The organism is Mesorhizobium sp. (assembly GCF_017306585.1).
Classification (GTDB): Bacteria; Pseudomonadota; Alphaproteobacteria; order Rhizobiales; family Rhizobiaceae; genus Mesorhizobium.
In genome coordinates this window covers 26,132-47,877 of sequence record NZ_JAFKIC010000110.1, presented here as the reverse complement: position 1 = coordinate 47,877, position 21,746 = coordinate 26,132, and the positions used below count along the sequence as shown (strand labels likewise).

General features: G+C 64.8%; 21 protein-coding genes. 17 read left to right on the top strand and 4 right to left on the bottom strand.

Going from position 1 to position 21,746, the window contains the following annotated elements; translation table 11 throughout:
- Positions 1-37 precede the first annotated feature (37 nt).
- Genes J0I79_RS05995 through J0I79_RS05975 form a run of 5 tightly spaced genes read left to right on the top strand, consistent with a single transcriptional unit; the run spans position 38 to position 5,879 of the window.
- Positions 38-985 (top strand): ABC transporter permease, encoded by a 948-nt coding sequence (locus J0I79_RS05995; protein WP_292855694.1) that lies wholly within the window; start codon positions 38-40, stop codon positions 983-985.
- Positions 963-1,850, top strand: coding sequence for an ABC transporter permease (locus tag J0I79_RS05990; protein ID WP_366013861.1), 888 nt, complete (start codon positions 963-965; stop codon positions 1,848-1,850). Before J0I79_RS05995 ends, J0I79_RS05990 begins: the two co-directional genes overlap by 23 nt.
- On the top strand, positions 1,850-2,830 hold the full coding sequence (locus tag J0I79_RS05985; RefSeq protein ID WP_292855692.1) for an ABC transporter ATP-binding protein: 981 nt from the start codon (positions 1,850-1,852) through the stop codon (positions 2,828-2,830). Before J0I79_RS05990 ends, J0I79_RS05985 begins: the two co-directional genes overlap by 1 nt.
- The gene (locus J0I79_RS05980; RefSeq protein WP_292855691.1) at positions 2,827-3,804 is read left to right on the top strand and encodes an ABC transporter ATP-binding protein; all 978 of its coding nucleotides are present in this window, start codon (positions 2,827-2,829) and stop codon (positions 3,802-3,804) included. The genes J0I79_RS05985 and J0I79_RS05980 overlap by 4 nt, the downstream gene beginning before the upstream one ends.
- 47 nt (positions 3,805-3,851) lie before the next feature.
- A complete protein-coding gene (locus J0I79_RS05975; RefSeq protein WP_292855690.1) occupies positions 3,852-5,879 on the top strand; it encodes a CocE/NonD family hydrolase in 2,028 nt (675 codons plus the stop codon).
- Positions 5,880-5,885: 6 nt separating this feature from the next.
- On the opposite strand, the gene J0I79_RS05970 is transcribed toward J0I79_RS05975, so the two are convergent.
- Positions 5,886-6,788: a LysR family transcriptional regulator gene (locus J0I79_RS05970; RefSeq protein WP_292855689.1), complete on the bottom strand. Its 903-nt coding sequence runs from the start codon at positions 6,786-6,788 to the stop codon at positions 5,886-5,888.
- 102 nt (positions 6,789-6,890) lie between these two features.
- Between J0I79_RS05970 and J0I79_RS05965 the strand changes: the two genes are divergently transcribed.
- The 3 genes from J0I79_RS05965 (at position 6,891) to J0I79_RS05955 (ending at position 9,512) form a co-directional block, all read left to right on the top strand.
- Positions 6,891-7,880: a zinc-dependent alcohol dehydrogenase family protein gene (locus J0I79_RS05965; RefSeq protein WP_292855688.1), complete on the top strand. Its 990-nt coding sequence runs from the start codon at positions 6,891-6,893 to the stop codon at positions 7,878-7,880.
- Between the two features lie 259 nt (positions 7,881-8,139).
- Positions 8,140-8,445 (top strand): zf-TFIIB domain-containing protein, encoded by a 306-nt coding sequence (locus J0I79_RS05960; RefSeq protein WP_292855731.1) that lies wholly within the window; start codon positions 8,140-8,142, stop codon positions 8,443-8,445.
- Positions 8,446-8,519: 74 nt separating this feature from the next.
- Entirely contained in the window at positions 8,520-9,512 is a 993-nt protein-coding gene (locus J0I79_RS05955) for a Tim44 domain-containing protein (protein WP_292855687.1), read from the top strand.
- 24 nt (positions 9,513-9,536) lie between these two features.
- Here the strand turns inward: J0I79_RS05955 and J0I79_RS05950 are convergent, their stop codons facing one another.
- A complete protein-coding gene (locus tag J0I79_RS05950) occupies positions 9,537-10,634 on the bottom strand; it encodes a lactonase family protein (protein ID WP_292855686.1) in 1,098 nt (365 codons plus the stop codon).
- Between the two features lie 198 nt (positions 10,635-10,832).
- On the opposite strand from J0I79_RS05950, the gene J0I79_RS05945 reads away from it, so the two are divergent.
- The 8 genes from J0I79_RS05945 (at position 10,833) to J0I79_RS05910 (ending at position 18,426) form a co-directional block, all read left to right on the top strand.
- A complete protein-coding gene (locus tag J0I79_RS05945; RefSeq protein ID WP_292855685.1) occupies positions 10,833-11,384 on the top strand; it encodes a MaoC family dehydratase in 552 nt (183 codons plus the stop codon).
- 2 nt (positions 11,385-11,386) lie between these two features.
- Complete coding sequence (locus J0I79_RS05940) at positions 11,387-12,547, top strand: CaiB/BaiF CoA-transferase family protein (RefSeq protein WP_292855684.1); 1,161 nt, start codon at positions 11,387-11,389, stop codon at positions 12,545-12,547.
- Between the two features lie 2 nt (positions 12,548-12,549).
- Positions 12,550-13,725: an extracellular solute-binding protein gene (locus tag J0I79_RS05935; RefSeq protein WP_292855730.1), complete on the top strand. Its 1,176-nt coding sequence runs from the start codon at positions 12,550-12,552 to the stop codon at positions 13,723-13,725.
- A gap of 25 nt (positions 13,726-13,750) precedes the next feature.
- Entirely contained in the window at positions 13,751-14,938 is a 1,188-nt protein-coding gene (locus J0I79_RS05930) for an ABC transporter substrate-binding protein (RefSeq protein ID WP_292855683.1), read from the top strand.
- 82 nt (positions 14,939-15,020) lie between these two features.
- Complete coding sequence (locus tag J0I79_RS05925; RefSeq protein WP_292855682.1) at positions 15,021-15,758, top strand: ATP-binding cassette domain-containing protein; 738 nt, start codon at positions 15,021-15,023, stop codon at positions 15,756-15,758.
- Entirely contained in the window at positions 15,751-16,506 is a 756-nt protein-coding gene (locus tag J0I79_RS05920) for an ATP-binding cassette domain-containing protein (RefSeq protein WP_292855681.1), read from the top strand. The genes J0I79_RS05925 and J0I79_RS05920 overlap by 8 nt, the downstream gene beginning before the upstream one ends.
- Positions 16,503-17,453 carry an ABC transporter permease gene (locus J0I79_RS05915; RefSeq protein WP_292855680.1) on the top strand — a complete coding sequence of 317 codons (951 nt, stop codon included), beginning with the start codon at positions 16,503-16,505 and terminating at the stop codon, positions 17,451-17,453. Before J0I79_RS05920 ends, J0I79_RS05915 begins: the two co-directional genes overlap by 4 nt.
- Position 17,454: 1 nt before the next feature.
- Positions 17,455-18,426 carry an ABC transporter permease gene (locus J0I79_RS05910; protein ID WP_292855679.1) on the top strand — a complete coding sequence of 324 codons (972 nt, stop codon included), beginning with the start codon at positions 17,455-17,457 and terminating at the stop codon, positions 18,424-18,426.
- 17 nt (positions 18,427-18,443) lie between these two features.
- Here J0I79_RS05910 and J0I79_RS05905 read toward each other — a convergent pair whose 3' ends face one another.
- Both J0I79_RS05905 and J0I79_RS05900 read right to left on the bottom strand, forming a co-directional pair.
- Positions 18,444-19,283 (bottom strand): amidohydrolase, encoded by an 840-nt coding sequence (locus J0I79_RS05905; RefSeq protein WP_292855678.1) that lies wholly within the window; start codon positions 19,281-19,283, stop codon positions 18,444-18,446.
- A gap of 64 nt (positions 19,284-19,347) precedes the next feature.
- On the bottom strand, positions 19,348-20,136 hold the full coding sequence (locus J0I79_RS05900; protein WP_292855677.1) for an IclR family transcriptional regulator: 789 nt from the start codon (positions 20,134-20,136) through the stop codon (positions 19,348-19,350).
- Between the two features lie 164 nt (positions 20,137-20,300).
- Between J0I79_RS05900 and J0I79_RS05895 the strand changes: the two genes are divergently transcribed.
- Positions 20,301-21,617 carry a sugar ABC transporter substrate-binding protein gene (locus J0I79_RS05895; RefSeq protein ID WP_292855676.1) on the top strand — a complete coding sequence of 439 codons (1,317 nt, stop codon included), beginning with the start codon at positions 20,301-20,303 and terminating at the stop codon, positions 21,615-21,617.
- The last annotated feature ends 129 nt before the right edge of the window (positions 21,618-21,746 follow it).

Genomic DNA, 21,746 nt, shown 5'->3' with positions numbered 1-21,746 from the left:
GCGGGGGCCAGCCCCCGCCCTTTCCGCAGGTATCGAAATGATCCGCTACGCCATCAAGCGTCTGTGGCTTGGCGCCATCATCATCAGCTTCGCGCTGATGATGATGTTCGCCATGGTTTACCTCATCCCCGGCGACCCCGCTTCCGTGGCGCTGGGGCCGCGCGCGACACCGGAGATGAAGGAGGCGCTGCGCGAGCGCATGGGCCTGGATCAGCCGGTCTGGAAGCAATTCGCGAACTTCTACGGATCGGCGCTGCATGGCGATCTCGGCACGGAGGTGCTGTCCAACCGGCCAGTGCTGAACGTGGTGATGGAGCAACTGCCGTTCACGCTGGCGCTCATCGTTGGCGGCATCACATGGTCTGTGGCGCTCGGCATCCCGCTTGGCTGCATCGCGGCGGTGCGGCGGGGCGGCTTCGTCGACCAGGTGATCGGCGTCCTGTCGGTGGCGATGATCGCGGTGCCGTCCTTTGTCGTCGCCATCTATTCGCTGCTGGTTTTCGCCGTGGCCCTGCAATGGCTGCCGGCGATCGGGGCCGGCGACCCCGGAAACATCGCCAGCCAGCTTCAGCATCTCATTCTCCCGTCGCTAGCGGTCGGACTTGGCTGGATCGGCTATATCTCGCGCATGGTGCGCGCCTCCATGCTGGAGACGCTGGAGGCCAGCCATATCCGCACCGCGCGCGCCTTCGGCCTGCCGGAGCATCGCATCATCTACACCTACGCGCTGCGCATCGCCGTGCTGCCGACGATCACGCTGCTCGGCGTCGGCATCGGCCACATGCTGTCATCTTCGGTCTTCGCCGAAATCGTCTTCGCCCGTCCCGGCATCGGCAAGCTGGTCTATGAGGCGATTTCGGTGCGCAACTACCCGATCGTCTCCGGCGCCGTGCTGGTCACCACCGTGTTCTTCGTCCTTGTCAACGTAGCCGCCGACATACTGGTCGGCCTCCTGGATCCCCGTGTCAGATCAAGCTTCAACTGAGCTGTCCTTCCGGGGCAACCGCCTCGGCGGCGCGTGGCGCACCGTTCGGCGCATCATGCGCGAACCGCTCGGCGCCATCGGCCTGACGCTGGTGGCGGTGGTGGTGCTGTCGGCTATCTTCGCCGGCGTGCTGACCAGCTACGCGCCGAGCAAGATTTCGCCGACCGAGCGCTTCGCCTCGCCGAGCCTCCTGCATCTGCTCGGCACCGACCATCTCGGCCGCGACCTCTTCACCCGCGTGCTCTATGGCGGACGCGTGGCCTTGATGATCGCGCTCGGTTCGACCCTTGTGTCGCTGATCGTCGGCGTCGTGCTGGGGCTGATCGCCGGCTATGGGCCGCGCTGGCTCGACAATGTGCTGCTGCTCGTCTTCGACGCGGTGAAGAGCTTTCCGACCGTGATGCTGGCGCTGACCCTTGTCACCCTGTTCGGCCCTTCGCTCTATGCGGTGGTTGTCGTGGTGATGCTGGTCAACGTGCCAGGCTATGCGCGCATCATCCGCACCCAGACGCTGGTGCTCAAATCGGCCGAACATGTCATGGCGGCACGTTCGATGGGGGCAAATGCGGGCCGCATCCTGCGCGTCCATATCCTGCCCAACATCATCGGGCCGATCCTGATCCTGGTGTCGATGGACATCCCCGTGGTGGTGGCGATCGAGGCCGGCATGAGCTTCCTCGGGCTTGGCGTGCGGCCGCCGACGCCGAGCTGGGGCGCGATCCTCAATGACGGCTTCGCCAACATCCGCGATTCCTACTGGATCGTGATCGCCGGCGGCCTGCCGATCGTGCTGACGACACTCGGCTTCACCTTCTTCGGCGAGACCTTGCGCGACCTCTTCGATCCCAGGCTGAAGGGGCGGTGATGGCGGTTCTGGCGGTCAACAATCTGAGCGTTGCGTTCCACACCGAGAGCGGCCGGCTGGAAGCGCTGAAGGACGTCAGCTTTTCCGTGCCCGCCAACCGCAGCGTCGGCGTGGTCGGCGAATCCGGCTGCGGGAAATCCACGCTCATCAATGCCATTCTCGGCCTGCTTGCCGACAATGGCGAGATATCGGCCGGCGAGATCGTCTTCGAAGACGACAAGGACCTCGCCCGCCTCGATGCGGCCGCGATGCGGAACCTGCGCGGCCAGCGCATCGCCACCGTGTTCCAGGATCCGATGGGCGCGCTCAACCCCGTGCTGTCCGTGGGGCGGCAGATGCGCGACATCCAGTATCGCTCCGGCCTGTCGAAACGCGACAAGGACGCGCGCTCGGTCGCCATGCTGCGCAAGGTCCGCATCCCTGATCCGGAAAGCCGGCTGGCGCAATTTCCGCACGAGTTTTCCGGCGGCATGAAACAGCGCATCGCCATCGCCATGGCACTGATGATGGAGCCGGCGCTTTTGATCGCCGATGAGCCGACGACGGCGCTCGATGCGACGCTGGAGGTGGCTACGATCGAACTACTCAAGGACCTGCAGCGCGAAATCGGCTGTTCTGTGTTGTTCATCTCGCATCATCTGGGCGTCATCGCCGAGCTCTGCGACGAGATGATCGTCATGTATGCCGGCGAGGTGGTGGAGAGCGGCACGACGCGCGAAATCTTCCACGACGCCCGCCATCCCTACACGCAAAGGCTGCTCGCCTGCGATCCGGCGCGATTGTCGCGGCGCGTGCCGCGACTGCCGACAATCGCCGGAACCTTGCCGGACCTGCGCCGGCGGCCGAGCGGCTGCGTCTTCCAGCCGCGCTGCGACCGCGCCGACGCGCAATGCCTTGAAGTGCCTCCAGCTGCTCCCATCGGCGGTTCCCACATCGCCCGCTGCTGGCATGCCGACATTCCGCTCGGAGTGAGCGCATGAGCGCGCAAGACCTGCTCAGCGTCCGCGACCTGCATGTCTCGTTCCGGGTCGGCGGCCTGCCCGCAAGGCTCGCCGGACGCGCCACCGAGATCGAAGCGGTGTCCGGCGTCAGCTTCGAGCTGCAGCGTGGCACGACCTTCGCGCTGGTCGGCGAATCCGGATCGGGCAAGACGACGCTAGCGCGCACGCTCAACGGCCTTCAGCCCGTCAAGGCGGGCACGATCCTGTTCGAGGGAAAGGAATTGCAGGGCCTTTCCGATGCCCAGATGAAGCCGGTGCGGCGGCGCATGCCGATGATGTTCCAGGATCCGGTCGGTTCGCTGTCGCCTCGGCTCAGCGTGCGGTCGTTGCTGTCGGAGCCTTTCATCATCCATGGCCTTTCCAACCGCGACCTCAATGCGGAAGTGACGCGGCTGCTGACGCTGGTCGGCCTGCCGCGCGACTTCGCCGAGCGTTATCCGCATCAGCTTTCCGGCGGCCAGGCTCGCCGCGTCGGCGTGGCGCGCGCCATCGCACTGGACCCCGTGCTGGTGGTCGCCGACGAGCCGACCGCCGGTCTCGACGTTTCGGTACAGGGCGAGGTGCTCAACCTGCTCAACGACCTGCGCGACCGCATGGGCCTGTCGATGCTGATAATCACCCATAATCTGCATGTCGTGCGCCAGATCGCCGACCGCATGGCGGTGATGTATCTCGGCCGGTTCGTCGAGCAGGGCGAGACCGAGGCGATCTTCCGGGCGCCGCATCATCCCTATACGGCAGCGCTCCTGTCGGCCAATCCGGAGCCCGATCCCGACAGAGTGCACCAGCGCATCACGCTGCCGGCGGATGTGCCGTCCCTGCTGGCGCGGCCCACCGGGTGCGAATTCCACACGCGCTGCCAGCAGGCGCAGGCGCGCTGCGCGGTGGATGTTCCCGTCCCGGCGACCGTCGGCGACACCAGGCTGACCTGCCATTTTCCGCTGAATATCTGAGGATCACCGCCGGCGCCGATCGCAGCCGGGGCGTTAGAGGAGCCACCATGCAAGATATCCGCGTCGTTACCGACTTCCCGCGCAAAGTGCGCGAGATCGAGAATTTGTGGATACCGATGCCTGATGGCGTGAAGCTCGCGGCACGCGTCTGGCTGCCGGAAGACGCCGATAACGATCCGGTGCCGGCGATCCTCGAATACCTGCCCTACCGCAAGCGCGACGGAACGGTGGAGCGCGATGCGCTGACCCATCCCTATTTCGCCGGCCACGGCTATGCCGGCGTGCGGGTCGACATGCGCGGCTCGGGCGACAGCGAAGGACTCTGCAAGGGCGAGTATCTGAAACAGGAGCAGGACGACTGCCTGGCCGTCATCGAATGGCTGGCGGCGCAACCCTGGTGTTCGGGAAGCGTAGGCATGATCGGCATCAGCTGGGGCGGTTTCAACGGGCTGCAGGTCGCCGCCCGCCGGCCGCCGGCGCTGAAGGCCGTCATCTCGCTATGCTCGACGGACGACCGCTACAATGACGACGTGCATTATCTCGGCGGCGCGATGATGTGCGACAATCTGATGTGGGGAACCACCGCCTGGGCGATCGCCATGACCCCGCCAGACCCGCTGATCGTCGGCGACCGCTGGCGCGATCTCTGGGAGCAAAGGCTGAACGGCAACGGCATCTGGATGCAGGACTGGTTCGAGCACCAGCGCCGCGACGATTTCTACAAGCACGGCTCGATCTGCGAGGACTACGCCGATGTCGAAATCCCGGTCTACGCGGTCGGCGGCTGGGCCGACGGCTATCCCAACCCGATTTTCCGGATGCTGGAAAACCTGCCCGGTCCGCGCAAGGGCCTGATCGGCCCATGGGGGCACAAATACCCGCACTTCGCCATGCCCGGCCCGCGCATGGGCTTCCTGCAGGAATGCCTGCGCTGGTGGGACCAATATCTGAAGGGTATCGACACCGGCATCGCGGACGAACCGATGCTGCGCGCCTGGATCCAGGACCCCGCGCGGCCGGCGGCGATTTATGACCAGCGCCCGGGCCGATGGGTGGCCGAGCCCTCCTGGCCCGGTCCGGGCATCGGCGAGACAGTACTGAACCTTGCGCCACACGAACTGAGGCAGACCAGGGGCGAGGACGTGGTGGTCACCATTTCTTCGCCGCAGACTGCCGGCCTCTCATCCGGCGCCTGGTGCGGCTATGGCGTCATGCCGACCCTGCCGGTCGACCAGCGGACCGAGGAAGGCAATGCGCTGATCTTCGAGACGGCGCCGCTGACCGAGGCGATCGAAATCCTTGGTTTTCCGGAATTCGAGGTGACGCTGTCGTCCGACAAGCCCGTCGCCCTGCTCTCCGCCACGCTGTCGCAGGTGTTTCCCGAAGGTGCTGCCTCGCGCGTCAGCTATGGCATCCTCAACCTCAGCCATCGCAATGGCGACCTGGACATCGAGCCGATGGTGCCCGGCAAGGCGGAGACGGTTCGCGTCAAGCTGCGCTGCTGCGGACAGCGTTTCGAGGCCGGCGAGCGCATCCGACTGGCGCTGGCGACATCGCACTGGCCGATCGTATTCCCCACTGCCGAGCAGGCGACGCTGTCGATCCATTGCGGCGACAGCCGGCTGATCCTGCCGGCGCGCGCGCCGCAGCCGGTCGATGAAACACTCGGCGCTTTCCTGGGAGCGGAAAGTGCTGCGCCCATGGAGCAGGAAGTGCTTGCCAAGGGCGACGGCTTCCAGCGCTCTGTTTCGACCGACCAGGTTACCGGCGAGACCGTCTACCAGGTCGTCAGTGACGCCGGCACGGTACGCCATCCGCACACCGGCATGGTGCTTTCGGCGAGGCATGTCGACCGGTTCACGATCCACCCGGACGATCCGAATTCGGCGGTCGGCACCTGCACGTGGGAAAAATCCTTTGGCCGGGGCGACTGGCAGACGCGTGTTTCGGTCAAGGCGACGGTGCGCGCGCTGCGCGATGTCTGGCGGATCGAAACCCATCTCATCGCGCATGACAGCGACAAGATCGTCGTCGATCGTACAGAGGTTCGGGAATACCCGCGCGACCTGAACTGAGCGGCGTCACCCCATCATTTTCGGCAAGGCGGCGGCCAGCGCGTCGACCGCCAGTCGGACTTTGAGCGGCAAATGCGGCGTCTGCAGCCAAAGCGCATGGCAGTCGTAGGGAAAGCGCGGCTTGTCCGGCAGCAACGCCATCAACGTGCCGGCCTTGACGCGCTCGCGAACCAGCCACCAGGGCAGCCAGGCGACACCCATGCCGTCGACGGCGGCATCGGCGATGGCGTCGAGGTCGTCGAGCCGCAGGCGTCCATTGGGCACGACCTGCTGCACGGCGCTCGTTTCCCCGGGAAATAGCCAAGGCTGAACGGCCTGGCCGAGCCGGCGATAGACAATGGCGCGGTGATCGGCGAGGTGTTCCACCCGCCGCGGCTCCCCATGGGTTTTCACGTAGGCGGGCGCGGCGCAGACGACCATGTCCTGGCGCGCGACGCGGCGCGCGATCAAACCGGCCTTGTCCTCCAGATCACCGGTGCGGATGGCAAGGTCGTAGCCGTCCTCGGCGAGATCGGCAAAACGGTCGTTGAGCGACAGGTCCAGTTCCAGCATCGGATATTGCCGCGCGAGCTTCAGCAGCACCGGCGTGATACAGTGGCGGCCGAAATGCGCCGGCATGGTGACGCGCAGTTTTCCGCGAGGTTGAGAAAGCTGATCGGCGGCGAGCGCGTCGGCTGCCTCGGCCTCGGCCAGCACGATCCGGCAGCGTTCATAATAGGCGCGGCCGAAATCCGTCAGGCTCTGGCGACGCGTGGTGCGGTTGATGAGCCGCACACCCAACCGCTCTTCCAGAGAGCGGACATGCTTGCCGACCATCGGCCCGGACAAATCAAGGGCGACCGCAGCCGCCGCGAAGGAACCGAGGTCGACCGCCCTGACGAACACGGCCATGCTCTCCAGCCGATCCATATTCAAAACCTTTGGTTTCTACTGTTCTATCTACACAGCCATTTATCGCTGAAGGGGCCAGCTTCATAGCTCATTCGGTTCAAATGATTTGGAGTAACCCGAATGGCGCGTGTAGTCCGCTTCCACCAGCATGGTGGTCCCGAGGTCTTGCGTATCGAGCATGTCGACCTTCCCTCGCCCGGTCCAGGCGAAGTCCAGATCCGCGTCAGGGCGCTCGGCCTCAATCGGGCCGAAGCGCTGCTGCGCGCCGGCGCCTATATCGAGACTCCCGCCCTGCCCTCCGGGCTTGGCCTGGAGGCGGCCGGTGTCATCGAGGCGGTGGGAGAAGGTGTAGTGACCCTTGCGCCGGGCGATGCCGTCAGCGTCATCCCGCCGCAATCGATGGTCCGCTGGCCGGCCTATGGCGAGCTTGTCACATATCCCGCCGCGTTCGTCGTCAAGCACCCGCCTTCGCTCGACTGGCAGACCGCGGCCGCGCTGTGGATGCAGTATCTCACCGCCTATGGCGCGCTGATCGATATAGCCGAGCTGCGCCCAGAGGACTTCGTCATCATCACCGCCGCCTCAAGCAGCGTCGGGCTCGCGGCGATCCAGATCGCCAACAGCGTCGGCGCGACGGCGATCGCGGTGACGCGGACATCGGCGAAGAAGCAGGCCCTGCTGGACGCCGGGGCGGCGGAAGTCGTGGTCCTGGCCGAGGAGGATCTTGCCACAAGGCTGAGCAAAATCGCTGGAGATCGGGGCGTGCGCGTCGTGCTGGACGCGATCGGCGGGCCGATCTTCGAACCGCTGACGGCGGCGATGTCGCGCGGCGGCATTCTGATCGAGTATGGCGGCCTCAGCCGTGAGCCGACGCCGTTCCCGTTGGGCGCCGTACTCGGCAAAACGCTGACGCTGCGCGGCTACCTCGTCCACGAGATCACCGGCGATCCGGTTAAGCTGGAAGCCGCCAAGGCGTTTATCCTAAGGGGTCTCGAGGCCGGAGCGCTGAAACCGATCATCGACAGGGTTTTCAGCTTCGACCAGATCGTCGAGGCGCATCGCTATCTCGAATCGAACGAGCAGTTCGGGAAGATCGTAGTGACGATCTGAGATCGTGGTGACGATCTGAAATCGTAGCGACGATCCGGGATCGTGGTGACGATCCGGGATCGTGGTGACGATCCGGGAAATAAATAATCCTTGCGGGCAGTATCGCCCTTGAAGGCCCGGCTGCGCGTTCCTAACTCCGGGTTGCGGGCCGGGCCCCTCTGACTGTCGCCTCCGGGCGACCGTGATGTCGGACCGCTATAACGGGCCCGTTTCCATCGTTTTCGGTCAGGCGGGCTCACATTCTGGTTTGGAGCCCCGCATGACATCTTCCCTGCTTGGTCTGGTTTGCCCTTCCTGTCGCGTCGCGCTCGTGATGAGCGAACGCGAGGGCATCGAGATCGACTACTGCCCGCAGTGCCGTGGCGTCTGGCTTGACCGAGGCGAACTCGACAAGATCATCGAACGATCGGCCAAGGAAGCGCCGCCCCCGCCGCAGGCACAGCCGCCAGCATACGCCCAGCCGCACCATGCCCAGAGCCAGAGCCGCGATGACGACTATTCGCGCTCGCATGGCCACCGCTATCCGAAACGGAAGAAATCATTCTTCGAAGAACTGTTCGATTGACGGTGTGACGCCCGGCAACGGGCCAATGCCTGTCGATAAATCCCGAAACCACAGCCGATAAAGGTCCATCTCCGATGCTTTCCCGCACAAGCCGATTTGCCACCCTGTTCGCAGGGCTTTTCCTGGCGTTCTCCATGGTGGCGATCGATCATGCGGAGGCGCGGCGCGGCGGAAGTTTCGGCAGCCGCGGCACGCGCACGTTCCAGTCGGCGCCGCCGACCCGGACCGCGCCCGCGCCGACCGCGCCGGTCGAGCGTTCGATGACGCCCAACACCGGTGTCAACGCTGCTGCCCGACAGCCGCAAGCCAGCCCGCAGAGGCCCGGCTTCATGAGCGGCTTCGGCGGAACCATGATGCGCGGCCTGCTGATCGGCGGCCTGATCGGCCTGCTCCTGGGCCAGGGCTTCGGCGGCCTGGCCGGGATGTTCGGCTTCCTGCTTCAGGCCCTGCTCATCGGTGGCGCGATCATGCTGGCCATCAGGTTCTTCCGGTCGCAATCCGCGCGCGGCGCTGAGCCAGCGCTCGCCGGCGCCGGCATCGGGCAGGCTTCGCGATTCGAGAACCGCGCAACGGAGCAGCCCGAGGCGAGCAAAGCAGGTTCCTTCACGATACCGGGCTTCGGCGGCGGTTCGGGCGGTGGTGCTCCGGCTGCCGGCTCGGAAGAGATCAAACTGGCCCAGAGCGACCTCGACGCGTTCCAGCAATTGCTGACAGACGTACAGGAAGCCTTCGGGCGCGAGGATCATGCCGCGCTGCGCCGTGCGGTGACACCGGAGATGGTGTCCTATCTGTCCGAAGAGCTGGCCGACAATGCCCAGAAAGGTGTCAGGAACGAGGTCTCCGATATCAGTCTGCTGCAGGCAGACATAGCGGAGAGCTGGCGCGAGGATGACCGCGACTATGCCACGGCGGCATTGCGCTACGAATCCCGCGACGTGACGCGCGAGCGGGCCACCGGCAAGATCGTCGATGGCGACGAGGAGCATCCGACAGAGACGACCGAACTGTGGACGTTCACACGCCAGAATGGTTCGGACTGGAAGCTCTCGGCGATCCAGCAGGCCTGAGGCCGGCCATTCCCGCTTGGTGCCTCAGCGCACGATCTTGACGCACATCGGCGTGCCGATTTCGATGGCACGACCGGTGTCGGCCAGCTTACCGCTGCCAGCGTCGCGGGCGAAAATCGAGATGCGGTCGGCATTCTGGTTGGCCGAGAACAGGTGACCGCCCGACGGCGTCAGCGCCAGATTGCGCGGCGTGGCGCCTCCGCAGGGGACATAGCCGACGAGGCTCAACGCGCCGGTGCCCTGGTCAACGGCCATGATAACGACACTGTCGTGGCCCCGGTTGGAACCGTAGACGAAACGCCCGTCCGGCGAGATCTGGATATCGGCGCAATGGTTGCTGTCGCGCGCCTCGGCCGGAACCGCCGGCTTCACATCAAGGATCGATAGCTCGCCGGTGGAGTCGTCGAGCGCCATCGACACGATTGTCGAATCCAATTCGTTCATGACGAAGACGAAGCGTCCGTTCGGATGGAGCGCCAGATGGCGCGGACCGGCGCCGGCCGGCATCGCGGATTCGGCAAGCCTGGCGAGGCTGCCATCCTGCCCGATCCGGTAGGACACCAGCCGGTCGATGCCGAGATCGGCGACGACAGCCGTTCCGCCCGCGATGGTTTCGGTGACGCTGTGGGCGTGCGAACGTTCCTGCCGTGCCGCGTTGGCACCGGAGCCCTTGTGCGCAACGCTGGCCAGCGGAGCCGACAAGGCGCCATCCTTGTCGAAACCAAAGACCGCCACGGCGCGATCAGGACCGCCCTCGCCCATGCCGTAATTGGCGACCAGCAATTTCGTGCCGTCGCGCGTGATGGTGTTGTGGGCGGTGATGCTGCCGAGCGAAGGCTGCTTGTTCAGATAGGCGAGCGCGCGCGAACGCCGATCGAAGCTGTAGGCAGAGACTGTCCCCTCGCGCCAGGAAAACACTTCCGAATTGGCGTAGATGCGCGAGCCGTCCGGCGTCACCGACAGGAAAGTCGGATTGTCGATGTCACTGGTCTCGACCAATTTTCCGATCTCGAGCGCCTGCTCGTCGAAACTGTAGACGCCGAGGCCGACGCCCCGCGCGCCCTGAAAATAAGGCGCCTCCCGGTTCAGGCTGCCGACAAAGACCAGACAGGCTTCGCTCATATTTTCCTCCCTTGCCCGCCGGCATTCGGTGCGGCGAGGCAGCCAAAATTTCGCCTGTCCTCGCTTGCAACGCAACCCCATATGTGAAAATAGTATTTATAAAAGAAGATTGACGGGAGGAGACGTCGTGCAATTAGACGCTTCGATGCGTGCGAAAATCGTCGACCGGGACCTCCCACAGCACGGGCTGATCCAGCCATGAACGAGTTCGCGCCCACGGTCGGCGTCGCCTCCACTCATCCGAAAAACATGCCGGCAGACCATGCCGCCCTGCCGGTTTGGAATTCGGAGAACTGGTTTTATGAAGACTGGCCCGTCGGCCAGAAGATCCGCTCGTTGCGCCGTACGATGGCCGAGGGCGACAGCCATCTCTTCAACACGCTGGTGCTCGACATCCACCCCTATGTGCAGGACCAGATGTTTGCCGAGAGCGAAGGCATTTTCGGCAAGCGGCTTATTGCAGGCGCGTTCGTCTTTTCAGCGGGCCTCGGGCTGGTCGCGACCAACTGCATAAACGCCTTTTCGTACGGCTACGACAGGCTCCGGTTCATCAAGCCTGTCTTCATCGGCGACACGATCTATTCGATCCGTTCCAACCTCGACAAGAAGCCCCGCTACAAGGACATGGGGCTGATCCGCGCCAGCTACGAAGTGTTCAAGGGCGAAGGCGAGCTCGTCCTGTATTGCGAGCACCTGCAGACGGTGAAGTACCGCAACCCTGCCGATTTCGTCGGCAAGACGGAGAAATAGGAATGCCGGCAGCAACCGAATTGCCGCTTGCCGGCCTCGTCGTCGTCGACATGAGCCAGTTCCTGTCGGGGCCCTATTGCTCGCTCAGGCTGCTCGACCTCGGGGCGCGGGTGATCAAGATCGAGCGGCCGGACGGCGGCGACCTGTCGCGCCGGCTCTATCTCAGCGACACCGAGATCGGCGGTGATTCCACCATCTTCCATGCCATCAACCGGGCCAAGGAGAGCCTTGCCATTGACCTCAAGAACGAGGCCGATGTCGAAGCGTTGCGCGGCCTGCTCGTCAAGGCCGATGTGCTGATCCAGAATTTCCGGCCCGGCGTCATCGAGCGGCTCGGCCTCGACTATGAGACCGTGCGCAAGATCAATCCGCGCCTGGTCTATGCCTCGATCAGCGGCTATGGCGAGGACGGGCCATGGGTCAAGCGCCCCGGCCAGGATCTCCTGGCGCAGTCGCGCTCGGGCGTGATGTGGCTGAACGGCGATGAGGACCAGGGGCCGGTGCCGTTCGGCCTTGCCATCGGCGACATGCTGGCGGGCGCGGCCTGCGCGCAGGGCATTCTGGCCGCGCTGGTGCGACGCGGCATCACCGGCCAGGGCAGCCATATCGAGACCAGCCTGCTGGAGGCGCTGGTCGACTCCCAGTTCGAGGTGCTGACGACCCATCTCAATGACGGCCGCCGGCTGCCGCGCCGCTCGAGCTTTCGTAGCGCGCATGCCTATCTCTCGGCGCCTTACGGCGTCTACCCGGCCAAAGACGGGTATCTGGCCATCGCCATGACGCCGATCCCGAAGCTCGCCGACCTTCTGTCGCTCGACGAGCTAGCGCCCTATCGCGACAAGCCGGCGACATGGTTCACCGCGCGCGACGACATCAAGGCGATCATTGCGCAACGGATCGCGACGAGAACCATCGACGAATGGCTGGCCATTCTCGAACCCGCCGATATCTGGTGCGCCAAGGTGCTGACCTGGCCCGAAATGCTGGCCAGCGAAGGTTTTCAGGCGCTCGACATGCTGCAGACAGTGACGCGCGAGGACGACGTGTCGATCCTCACCACCAGCTCGCCGCTGAGGGTCGACGGCACCAGGGCCAAGGTCGACCGCGCCGCGCCGCGCATCGGCGAACACAGCGCCGCGATCCGTAAGGAGTTCGGCCTGTGACCATGCACTCCCTCAAGCCCACGCTCAGGGGCATGACGTGGAGCCATCCGCGCGGCTACGACCCGATGGTCGCCTGCTCCGCTTTGTGGCGGGAGCGCACCGGCGTCACGATCGAGTGGGACAAGCGTTCGCTGCAGGATTTCGAGTCCTACCCTGTCGAGGAGCTTGCGCGCGCCTATGACCTGATCGTCATCGATCATCCGCATGTCGGCCAGATCACGGCGGAGCGCTGCCTTGCTCCCCTCGACATTGCGGGGCGCGAGATCGAGCGAGCCGCACTTGCCCACGGCAGCGTCGGCCACTCCTATCCGAGCTATAACTGGCAGGGCCGGCAATGGGCCTTCCCGATCGACGCGGCAACGCAAGTCCAGGCATGGCGGCCGGACGCGCTCGATGCGCCGCCGGCGCGCTGGAGCGAGGTGCTCGATCTCGCCCGGCAAGGCCGCGTGCTCCTGCCCTTGCGGCCGCCGCACGTGCTTATGGTGTTCTACACGCTTGCCGGCAATCTGGGCCGGTCCTGCGCCACCGATCCGGCCGGCGATCTCATCGACATCGAAACAGGCAGCGAAGTCTTCGAGGCGATGCGCGAGATCGCCGCGCTTGTCGATCCGGCCTGCTTCGAGATGGACCCGATCGCGGTTTCGGAACGCATGGCGCAAGCCAATTCGCGGATCGTCTGCGCGCCGCTGATCTATGGCTACGTGTCCTATGCGATATCAGGCTTTCGCCCGCACCGGCTGGCGTTCGCCGACATTCCAGCCATCGGGCCCAGCGGCCCGATCGGGTCGGCGCTCGGAGGCACCGGCATCGCCGTCTCGGCCTTTTCCAGGGCCAGGGAGGCCGCGATCGACTTCGCCTACTGGATTGCCAGCGGCGACGTGCAGCGCGGTCCCTATGCCGCCGCCGGCGGACAGCCTGGCCATGCCGCGGCATGGGAGGACCAGGCGGTCAACGCCGCGACCGGCAATTTCTATCGCGATACCCGGGCGACACTGGAGGGAGCCTGGGTGCGGCCGCGCCATGACGGCTACATGGCGTTCCAGCAGGCGGCATCCGATCGCATCAATTCCGGCATGACATCAGGCCATCGGGCCGGCCAGGTCGTTGCCGATTTAAATCGCCTGTTCCGGGAGGGTAGCCCGGCACAGGTGTCCGGCGTTGCCGGTGGAGGAGCCTGAACCAAACCGAACAGAGGAGAACACGATGATAAAAATGATCGGCGGCCTGCTGGCCGCAACCGCGCTTACCTCGCTTGCAACGGCCGCATTCGCCCAGGATATACAAGGCGTCATCGGCGGGCTGCCGACCGAACTCAAGGCGCAGTATGACGGCGCGCCACAGAAGGTGCTGCCTTCGGCCTGGGACAATTTCACCCCGCCGCCGAAGCCGTGGAAGTGGTGCCATTCGGAATCCTATCAAGGCAACCCGTGGCGCGTCACGGTCACCAAGGAGCTGAAGCGTCTTGTCGACGGGCTGATCGCCGATGGCACCGTGTCCAGCTTCGAAGTGTCGGACTCCAACAACGATGCCAGCCAGCAGATCAACCAGATCCGCGCCTTCATCGACAAGAAGTGCTCGATCATCACCTCGATCCCGGGATCGGCCACCGCGCTCGACGACGCCATCGACGCCGCCGCCAAGGCCGGCATTCCGTTCATCACCGCGGCCGGTTCGGTGACCAGCCCGAACGCGATCAACGTCGATTCCAACTATGCGCGCTGGGGCTATGACATGATGACGGCGATCGGCAAGGCCGATCCCGACGGGGCCAGTATCCTGCTGGTCGAGGGCATTGCCGGCCATCCGATCGTGGTGCAGGAGCGTCAGGGCGCCGACAAGGCGCTGGCCGAAAATCCGAAGCTGAAGATTTCGCGCACCGTCAACGGCAACTGGACGGCCAATGTCACCAAGACCGTGGTGCTGCAGGCGATCGCCACCAACCCGGCGCCGATCGATGCGGTGTGGACGACGGGAAGCGAAAGCCGGGTCGTTGCCGAAGCCTTCGCCGAAGCGGGCCGCCCGGCGCCGCTGATCACCGGCTCAATCACCGGCGATGCGCTGGGCTATTGGAAAGCCAATCCCGACAAGTACCGTTTCGAGGGTCACGCCGTGCTGCCACACTGGACGGCGGAGACGCTGTTCCGCGTCGGCGTACGCATGCTCGACGGCCAGAAGCCGAAGCTGAACACGCTGCTGATCCCGATCCCGGCTGTTCACAACGCCGATCTCGGCTCCTGGTACAAGGACTGCATGACGACCGACGCCGTCTCGATCTTCCCGGTGCCGCCCAAGGACCCGATGCCGGAGGAATGGCTGGACGCCTATTTCTCCAACCCGGCGCCGACCAAAGGCTGGGATTACTCGAAAGTGCCGGATGCCTGCGCGAAGTAGCGCCCGGGCGAACCGACGCCAAGAACAGCCTCAACGAGCCGGCTCCTTTCCTGGGGCCGGCTTGCCAGCTTCGAAACACGGCATGCTTGAAATAACAAACATATCCAAACGCTATGGCGAGACGGTCGCGCTCGCGGACGCCTCGATCGCGTTCCGGGCCGGGACCATCCATACGATCCTGGGCGAGAACGGCTCGGGCAAGAGCACGATGGTCAAGCTGCTGTCCGGCATCGTCCAGCCCGACAGCGGCGCGATCCTGCTCGAGGGTAAGCCGTTTTCGGGCGCCAGCCCCTCGGCTTTCCAGGCACGAGGTTTCGCCACGGTCTTTCAGGAAGTGCTGATCGCCCCGGACCGCAGCGTGACAGACAACATCCTGCTCGGTCTCGACGGGCTCATCCGGCGTAGCGTGCCCCGCGACGAGCGCCGCGACAGGGCGGCGACCGCCCTCAAGCGCTTCGCCGTCACCAATGTCCCCCTCGATACGCCTGCGGGGCTGCTGCCGCTCGCCGCGCAGCAACTGGTCGTTCTTGCACGCGCGGTCGTGCGCAATCCCAAAATCCTGATCCTCGACGAGGTCACCGCGGCGCTCGATTTCGCCGATCGCGAGTCCGTGTTCTCGCTGATGCGCGCGCTTGCCGGCGAAGGCTGCCTCATCCTGTTCATCACCCACCGCATGGATGAGGTGATGTCGCTGTCGGACCGCATTTCGATCCTGCGCGGCGGTAGCGTCGTGCGCACCGAGGAGCGCGGCGCTTCGACACCGGCGGACCTTTTGAAAGCCATGGCGCCACGCATGGCGGCGGAGCTGGCGCATGGCTGATCGCCCCGCCGATTCTCGCGGCCTCATTGTCCGCGACCTCGTCATCGCACCAGGTGCCAGTCCCATCGCGAAAAGAATAGCTCCGGGCGAAATCGTGGGTCTTGCCGGGCTCGATGGCCATGGCCAGGAACTGTTCCTGAAAATGCTGGCCGGCCTCGCTCCACCGCTTGGCGGCTCGATCGCGCTGGACTTGCCAGGCAGGCCGCGTGAGATCACCGGGTTCCGCAAGGCGGTCTCGAACGGGATCGCCTATCTACCGCGCGACCGGCGCGCGAGCGGCATTTTTCCCACACAGTCGGTGCTCGACAATTTCGCCGTCTCGACGCTTTCGCGCGACACGCGCCTCGGCCTGATCAGTCCGGCGGCGCGCAAGACGCGCTACGACATCTACCGCGAGAAACTCTCGATCGTTGCGCCGCGGCCCGATGCGCCCATCACAACCTTGTCGGGCGGCAATCAGCAGAAGGTGCTGCTGGCGAGGGCCTTGGCGCTGGAGCCGTCAATCCTGCTCCTCAACGACCCGACTCGTGGCGTCGACGTGGCGACGCGGCATGTTCTCTACGATGTCTTTCGCGAGCTGGCCGCCGACGGCATGGCGCTCGTGATCTTGTCCAGCGAGATCGAGGAGATCCTTCTGCTTTGCCATCGCGTGCTGGTGTTCCGGGAGAACGAAGTCGCGGCGGAGATCACTGGCGAGGAGATGAACACCGAAACCGTCATCGCGGCGATGTTTGGACGCGCGGCATGAACCATATCTCTCGCCTCATGTCGCTTGCGCGTAGCATCGGTTTTGCCGTCGTGCTGCTCATCGTCCTCCTGGCCATCAATCTCGTGCTGAATCCGGCACGGTTCCAGCCGGGTTCGTGGGGCGCGCTGATCGGGCTGGCCGCGCCGCTGGTCGGCGCCGCAATCGCCTCGACGCCGGTTATCCTTGCCGGACGTGGCGGCATCGACATCTCGGTCGGGCCGCTGATGGGCTTCGTCAATGCCATGCTTATCCAGGTCCTGTTCCTCAAGGCCGGCATTGCGTCACCCTTGCTTCTTGTCCCGGCCGCCCTGCTCATCGGCGCGCTCGTCGGCGCGGCCAACGGCTTTCTGGCGACCATCGCGCGGATCCAGCCGATCGTCGCCACGCTCGGCACCTATCTGATCCTGACTGGCGTAACGCTGACGATCCTGCCGGCGCCGATCGGTCCGGCACCGGGCTGGCTCAAGGCCCTTGCTGGTCCCTGGTCAGCGCTGCCGCTGGCGGCCATCCTGCTTGCCTGGTGGCTGGTGCGCCGCCTGCCCTATCACGACCAGCTTATGGCGGTCGGCAGCGACGACCGCGCCGCCTATACGGCCGGCGTCGATGTCACGCGCGTACGCTTCATCGCCTATGTCATGACAGGTGTTCTCGGCGGCTGTGCGGGGCTGATGCTGACCGCGCTGATCGGCTCCGCCGATCCCAATATCGGACCGACCTACACGCTGATCGCCATCGCCGCCGTCGCACTGGGCGGCGTCAGTCTTGCCGGTGGGCGTGGCGGCGTCGCGGGGGCGGTGGTCGGCGCCGTGGACATTTTCCTGCTGCAGAGCGTGCTGACGACATTCAACGTTTCGACCTTCGTTCTGCAGATCGCCTATGGCGCAATATTGGTGCTGGCGGTGATGTTGACCGCGCTGCAGGAGCGCCTTGCCATGAGGGGTCGCTGACATGCCCGCCCGCCGAAACCTGTTCGCGACGACCAAGGCGCGCGTTATCGGCGCGTTCTGCGTCGCGGCGTTCCTGCATCTTGCCGGGACCGTCCTCATCCCCGGCTACTCCAGTCCATTCGCGGTGCGTGCCATGCTGGTGCTTGCCTCGCTGCTGGCCGTCGCCTCGATCGGCCAGACCCTCGTCGTCATCATGGGCGGCATCGACCTGTCCATTCCCTTCGTCATCGGCTTTGCCAATGTCGTGGCCGCGCAGCTCTATGGCGATGGCTGGAATTTTTTCCTGGTCTGCGTTCTCGTCGGCGTGCTGGCGCTGATCATCGGTGGATTGAACGGGCTGATTTCACGCAGCCTCGACATCCAGCCGCTCATCGTCACGCTCGGCATCGGCATGGTGGTGCAGGGACTGGTGCTGCTGTGGACCGCAGGCTTTCCCTCGGGTTCGGCGCCGCAAGCTGTTTCCAGCTTCGTCTCGATCGGTGGATCGGCCGGACCGCTGCCGGTGCCATGGCTGGTGCCGAGCCTCGTCATCCTGGCCGCGCTGGTGGTGCTGGTGCTGGAACGTACGCCCTATGGCCGCCGGCTTTACGCACTGGGCAGCAATCCTGGCGCCGCACCGCTGGCTCTGATCGATCCGGTCCGCATGTGGATCATCACCTACGCGGCCAGCGCCTTCTTCGCCGCCGTAGCGGGCGTGCTGCTGCTCGGCTTCACCGGGTCGGCCTATGGCGATGTCGGCCAGCCCTATCTGTTCCAGACCATCGCTGCGGTCGTCGTCGGCGGCGCGGCACTGGTGGGCGGCCGTGGCAGCTATCTCGGCACGATCGCCGGCGTGCTGGTGCTGACCGAGATCAACACGCTGCTGATCGGCCTCGGCTTCCAGCCCTCGGCGGTGCAGGCCGCACTTGGCTTCATCATCGTGCTGCTGGTCTCGCTATACGGCCGGGAGCGGCACGTCTCGGCCACCATCTGACCAGCGGTCGGGCGAAGTCAGTCGAGACGCCACAGCTTGCGGGCATTGCCCGAGAGCAAGCTATCGCGCTCCGCGACGCTGCAGCCGGAGAGCAACGCATGCGTTGCCGCCACCCAGGTCGAGAGGCCGCCGCCCAGCGTGCAGACCGGCCAGTCGCTGCCCCAGACGACGCGGTCCCAGCCGAACGAACCGATAGTATGCTCGACATAGGGACGAAGTGTCTCGGCGGTCCAGTTGCCGGGATCGGCATAGGCGACGACGCCTGATATCTTGGCCATCACATTCGGACGACGCGCAATCTCGCTCATATGCTCGCGCCAGGGATGCTCGGCATTGGCCTTTATGTCGGGCACGCCGCAATGGTCGAGGACGAACTGGACGTCGGGCGCGAGGTCGGCCAGCGCGATTGCCTTGGGAATCTGGTGCGGCAGCACGACGAGGTCGAAAGTCAGCCCGGTTCCACCGAGCCGCTTGATGTTGTCGCGGAACAGCGCGCCTTCCGACAGATCGTCGGGCACGACATGGAGGACGCGGCGAAAGCCCTTGACGAAAGCGTTTGCCCGCTGGCGTTCGAGATAGGCGGCAAAGCCGGCCTCTTCGGGGCGGCCGGACGCGATTACCCCGGCCAGCATACTGCCGGGTTGCCGCGACAATCCTTCCACGCGCGTGGTCTCTGCTTCGATGTCAGCCGGGTCGACATCGACCTCCATATGCAGCACACGGCCAATACCGACGCGCCGTGCTTCGAGTGCATATTCCTCGTAGGAGAAATCGCGGTTCAGCGCCGGCACACCGGTCAGCCAGGGATAGCGCAAGGCCGCGCGATCAATGAGATGCAGATGGGTGTCGATAATCATGGCCGCGTGTCCTCCCTGGCGCACAACACTATCTCGCCGAAAAATCGATTATTCAAATAAGAAGTTACGAGGATTGCGGCACATCGGAGCCGGCCAGTCTCGACAGCCGCGAGGCCGCGTCCTGCAGCAATTGTATCGTCAGCGTGATGTCGGGCGCGGCCGCCGCGTTGACGAGAGTGATGTAGGGAATGGTGAGCGCCGCGATGGCGCGGCCATCCGGCCCCAGCACCGGTGTCGAGAGGTTGTAGACGCCAGCTGTCTGGAGAGAGGCCATCATCTCATAGCCGCGATCGCGAACCTGGTCGAGCCTGGCGAAGAACTCCGGCGTCAGCGCGAACTCCTCGGTGCTCTGCAGATGCTCGGAGATCATCATTTCCCGCTCCTCCGGCGAGCGGAAGGCAAGCAGGACATGGCCAGAGCCGGTATCGAACAGGCTGATATGCGAGCCGACACGGATCGAAATACCCCAGTAACGCGGGGCTTCCTGCTGCGAGATGACGACGGCGGCACCCCGATCGAAGACGACGAGCTGGTTTGCCTGCCACGATGTTTCGGCCAGTTCGCGCATGATCGGCGTGGCATAGGAGACCAGCCGGCGCACCGGCGCATGCAGTTGCGCAAGCCCGAAAAGCTTCAGCGTCAGCGAGTAGCGGTCACCGTCGATCTTGGTGACGTAGCCGCGCCGCACAAGACGGTCGAGCATGCGGTAGAACTCATTGGGGCTGCGATCGAGCCGCTTGGCGATCTCCGCCTGAGTCAGCCCGCCATCCACGCTGGACAGCAGTTCGAGTATGTCGAGGCCCTTGTCGAGCGCAGGCGCGCGGTAACGGTCGCCCTCTTCTTCTTCGGCCACATGCCTCTCCAGTGAATTTCAAACTGCATATATGCATAAAGCCGACTCGGATCAAAGCACAATCGGCTTGACCCGGCAATGAAAATGCTATTTGCATATAAATGAAACCGAGACAGCGGCATCGCATATCGTGAGCCATCGTCTCGGGTCCATGGGAGGAGAACATGACGAGACTGCTACTAGGCATTTCCACTGGCCTGGCCGGGCTGGTGCTGAGCGGCGCGGCGCTTGCTGCCGATCTGCACGACCAATTCCCAGGCGTCACCGTAGACGTGAAGCTGATCGGCGGCCAGCAATATGAAAAGCTCTACGAGCGCATCCCCGAGTGGGAGAAGGCGACGGGCGCCAAGGTCAACATCCTGACCAAGAAGAACGGCTTCGACATCGACAAGGAACTGAAGTCCGACATCGCCTCGGGCAGCACCAACTGGTGCGTCGGTTGGAACCATTCGTCCTTCGCGCCGCAATATACCGGCCTCTACACCGATCTCAGCAAGCTGCTGCCGAAGGAAGAGATCGACGCCTTCGTGCCGTCGACGATCAAGGCCGCCACCATCGACGGCAAGCTGGAGATGCTGCCGCGCGCGCAGTTCGACGTCTCGGCGCTCTACTATCAGAAGAGCCTCTACGAGAACGCCGACAACAAGACCAAGTTCAAGGCAAAGTACGGCTACGACCTGGTGCCGCCGGACACCTGGAAGGAAGTTACCGACCAGGCCGAGTTCTTCGCCAATCCGCCCAATTTCTACGGCACGCAGTTCGCCGGCAAGGAAGAGGCGATCAACGGCCGCTTCTACGAGATGGTCGTCGCCGAGGGCGGCGAATATCTCGACAAGGACGGCAAGCCCGTTTTCAACTCCGAGGCTGGCGTCCGCGCGCTCGACTGGTTCGTCAACCTCTACAAGGCGAAGGCGGTCCCGGCCGGAACCACCAACTATCTCTGGGACGATCTCGGCCAGGGCTTTGCCTCGGGTACCGTCGCCATCAACTTGGACTGGCCGGGCTGGGCCGGCTTCTTCAACGATCCGAAGTCGTCGAAGGTCGCGGGCAATGTCGGCGTCAAGGTCGCGCCGAAGGGTTCTTCGGGCAAGCGCACCGGCTGGTCCGGCTTCCATGGCTTCTCGGTGACCGAGAACTGCCCGAACAAGGAGGCCGCGGCCTCGCTGGTGTGGTGGCTGACCAATGAGGACAGCCAGAAGCTCGAGGCCGCCGCAGGCCCACTGCCGACCCGCACCGCCGTATGGGACTGGGACCTGAAGCAGGCCGAGAACGATCCCTACAAGAAGGAGGTTCTGGGCGCCTTCCAGGAAGAAGCCAAGCACGCCTTCGCGGTGCCGCAGACGCCTGAGTGGATCGAAATCTCGAACGCCGTCTACCCGGAACTGCAGGCGGCGATCCTTGGCGACAAGACCTCCAAGCAGGCCCTGGACGAAGCCGCCGCCAAGGCGACGCAGATCCTTCAGGACGCCGGCAAGCTCTAACAATCGCTCCCAAGGCTGCCTCCCCCGTCGCGAACGGGGGAGGCGATCGCGTCTTGTCTGGCGAAGAACAGGCCACTGCTCCGGCCAGCGCCCAGACCAGCGGGCAGCCCGCAATGAATGCAACATCCC

Excerpts from the sequence above, each read along its gene's own strand:
- J0I79_RS05995 (WP_292855694.1), top strand. The coding sequence starts at position 38 with ATGATCCGCTACGCCATCAAGCGTCTGTGGCTTGGCGCCATCATCATC.
- J0I79_RS05985 (WP_292855692.1), top strand. The coding sequence starts at position 1,850 with ATGGCGGTTCTGGCGGTCAACAATCTGAGCGTTGCGTTCCACACCGAG.
- J0I79_RS05980 (WP_292855691.1), top strand. The coding sequence starts at position 2,827 with ATGAGCGCGCAAGACCTGCTCAGCGTCCGCGACCTGCATGTCTCGTTC.
- J0I79_RS05975 (WP_292855690.1), top strand. The coding sequence starts at position 3,852 with ATGCAAGATATCCGCGTCGTTACCGACTTCCCGCGCAAAGTGCGCGAG.
- J0I79_RS05970 (WP_292855689.1), bottom strand. The coding sequence starts at position 6,788 with ATGGATCGGCTGGAGAGCATGGCCGTGTTCGTCAGGGCGGTCGACCTC.
- J0I79_RS05965 (WP_292855688.1), top strand. The coding sequence starts at position 6,891 with ATGGCGCGTGTAGTCCGCTTCCACCAGCATGGTGGTCCCGAGGTCTTG.
- J0I79_RS05960 (WP_292855731.1), top strand. The coding sequence starts at position 8,140 with ATGACATCTTCCCTGCTTGGTCTGGTTTGCCCTTCCTGTCGCGTCGCG.
- J0I79_RS05955 (WP_292855687.1), top strand. The coding sequence starts at position 8,520 with ATGCTTTCCCGCACAAGCCGATTTGCCACCCTGTTCGCAGGGCTTTTC.
- J0I79_RS05950 (WP_292855686.1), bottom strand. The coding sequence starts at position 10,634 with ATGAGCGAAGCCTGTCTGGTCTTTGTCGGCAGCCTGAACCGGGAGGCG.
- J0I79_RS05945 (WP_292855685.1), top strand. The coding sequence starts at position 10,833 with ATGAACGAGTTCGCGCCCACGGTCGGCGTCGCCTCCACTCATCCGAAA.
- J0I79_RS05940 (WP_292855684.1), top strand. The coding sequence starts at position 11,387 with ATGCCGGCAGCAACCGAATTGCCGCTTGCCGGCCTCGTCGTCGTCGAC.
- J0I79_RS05935 (WP_292855730.1), top strand. The coding sequence starts at position 12,550 with ATGCACTCCCTCAAGCCCACGCTCAGGGGCATGACGTGGAGCCATCCG.
- J0I79_RS05930 (WP_292855683.1), top strand. The coding sequence starts at position 13,751 with ATGATAAAAATGATCGGCGGCCTGCTGGCCGCAACCGCGCTTACCTCG.
- J0I79_RS05925 (WP_292855682.1), top strand. The coding sequence starts at position 15,021 with ATGCTTGAAATAACAAACATATCCAAACGCTATGGCGAGACGGTCGCG.
- J0I79_RS05920 (WP_292855681.1), top strand. The coding sequence starts at position 15,751 with ATGGCTGATCGCCCCGCCGATTCTCGCGGCCTCATTGTCCGCGACCTC.
- J0I79_RS05915 (WP_292855680.1), top strand. The coding sequence starts at position 16,503 with ATGAACCATATCTCTCGCCTCATGTCGCTTGCGCGTAGCATCGGTTTT.
- J0I79_RS05910 (WP_292855679.1), top strand. The coding sequence starts at position 17,455 with ATGCCCGCCCGCCGAAACCTGTTCGCGACGACCAAGGCGCGCGTTATC.
- J0I79_RS05905 (WP_292855678.1), bottom strand. The coding sequence starts at position 19,283 with ATGATTATCGACACCCATCTGCATCTCATTGATCGCGCGGCCTTGCGC.
- J0I79_RS05895 (WP_292855676.1), top strand. The coding sequence starts at position 20,301 with ATGACGAGACTGCTACTAGGCATTTCCACTGGCCTGGCCGGGCTGGTG.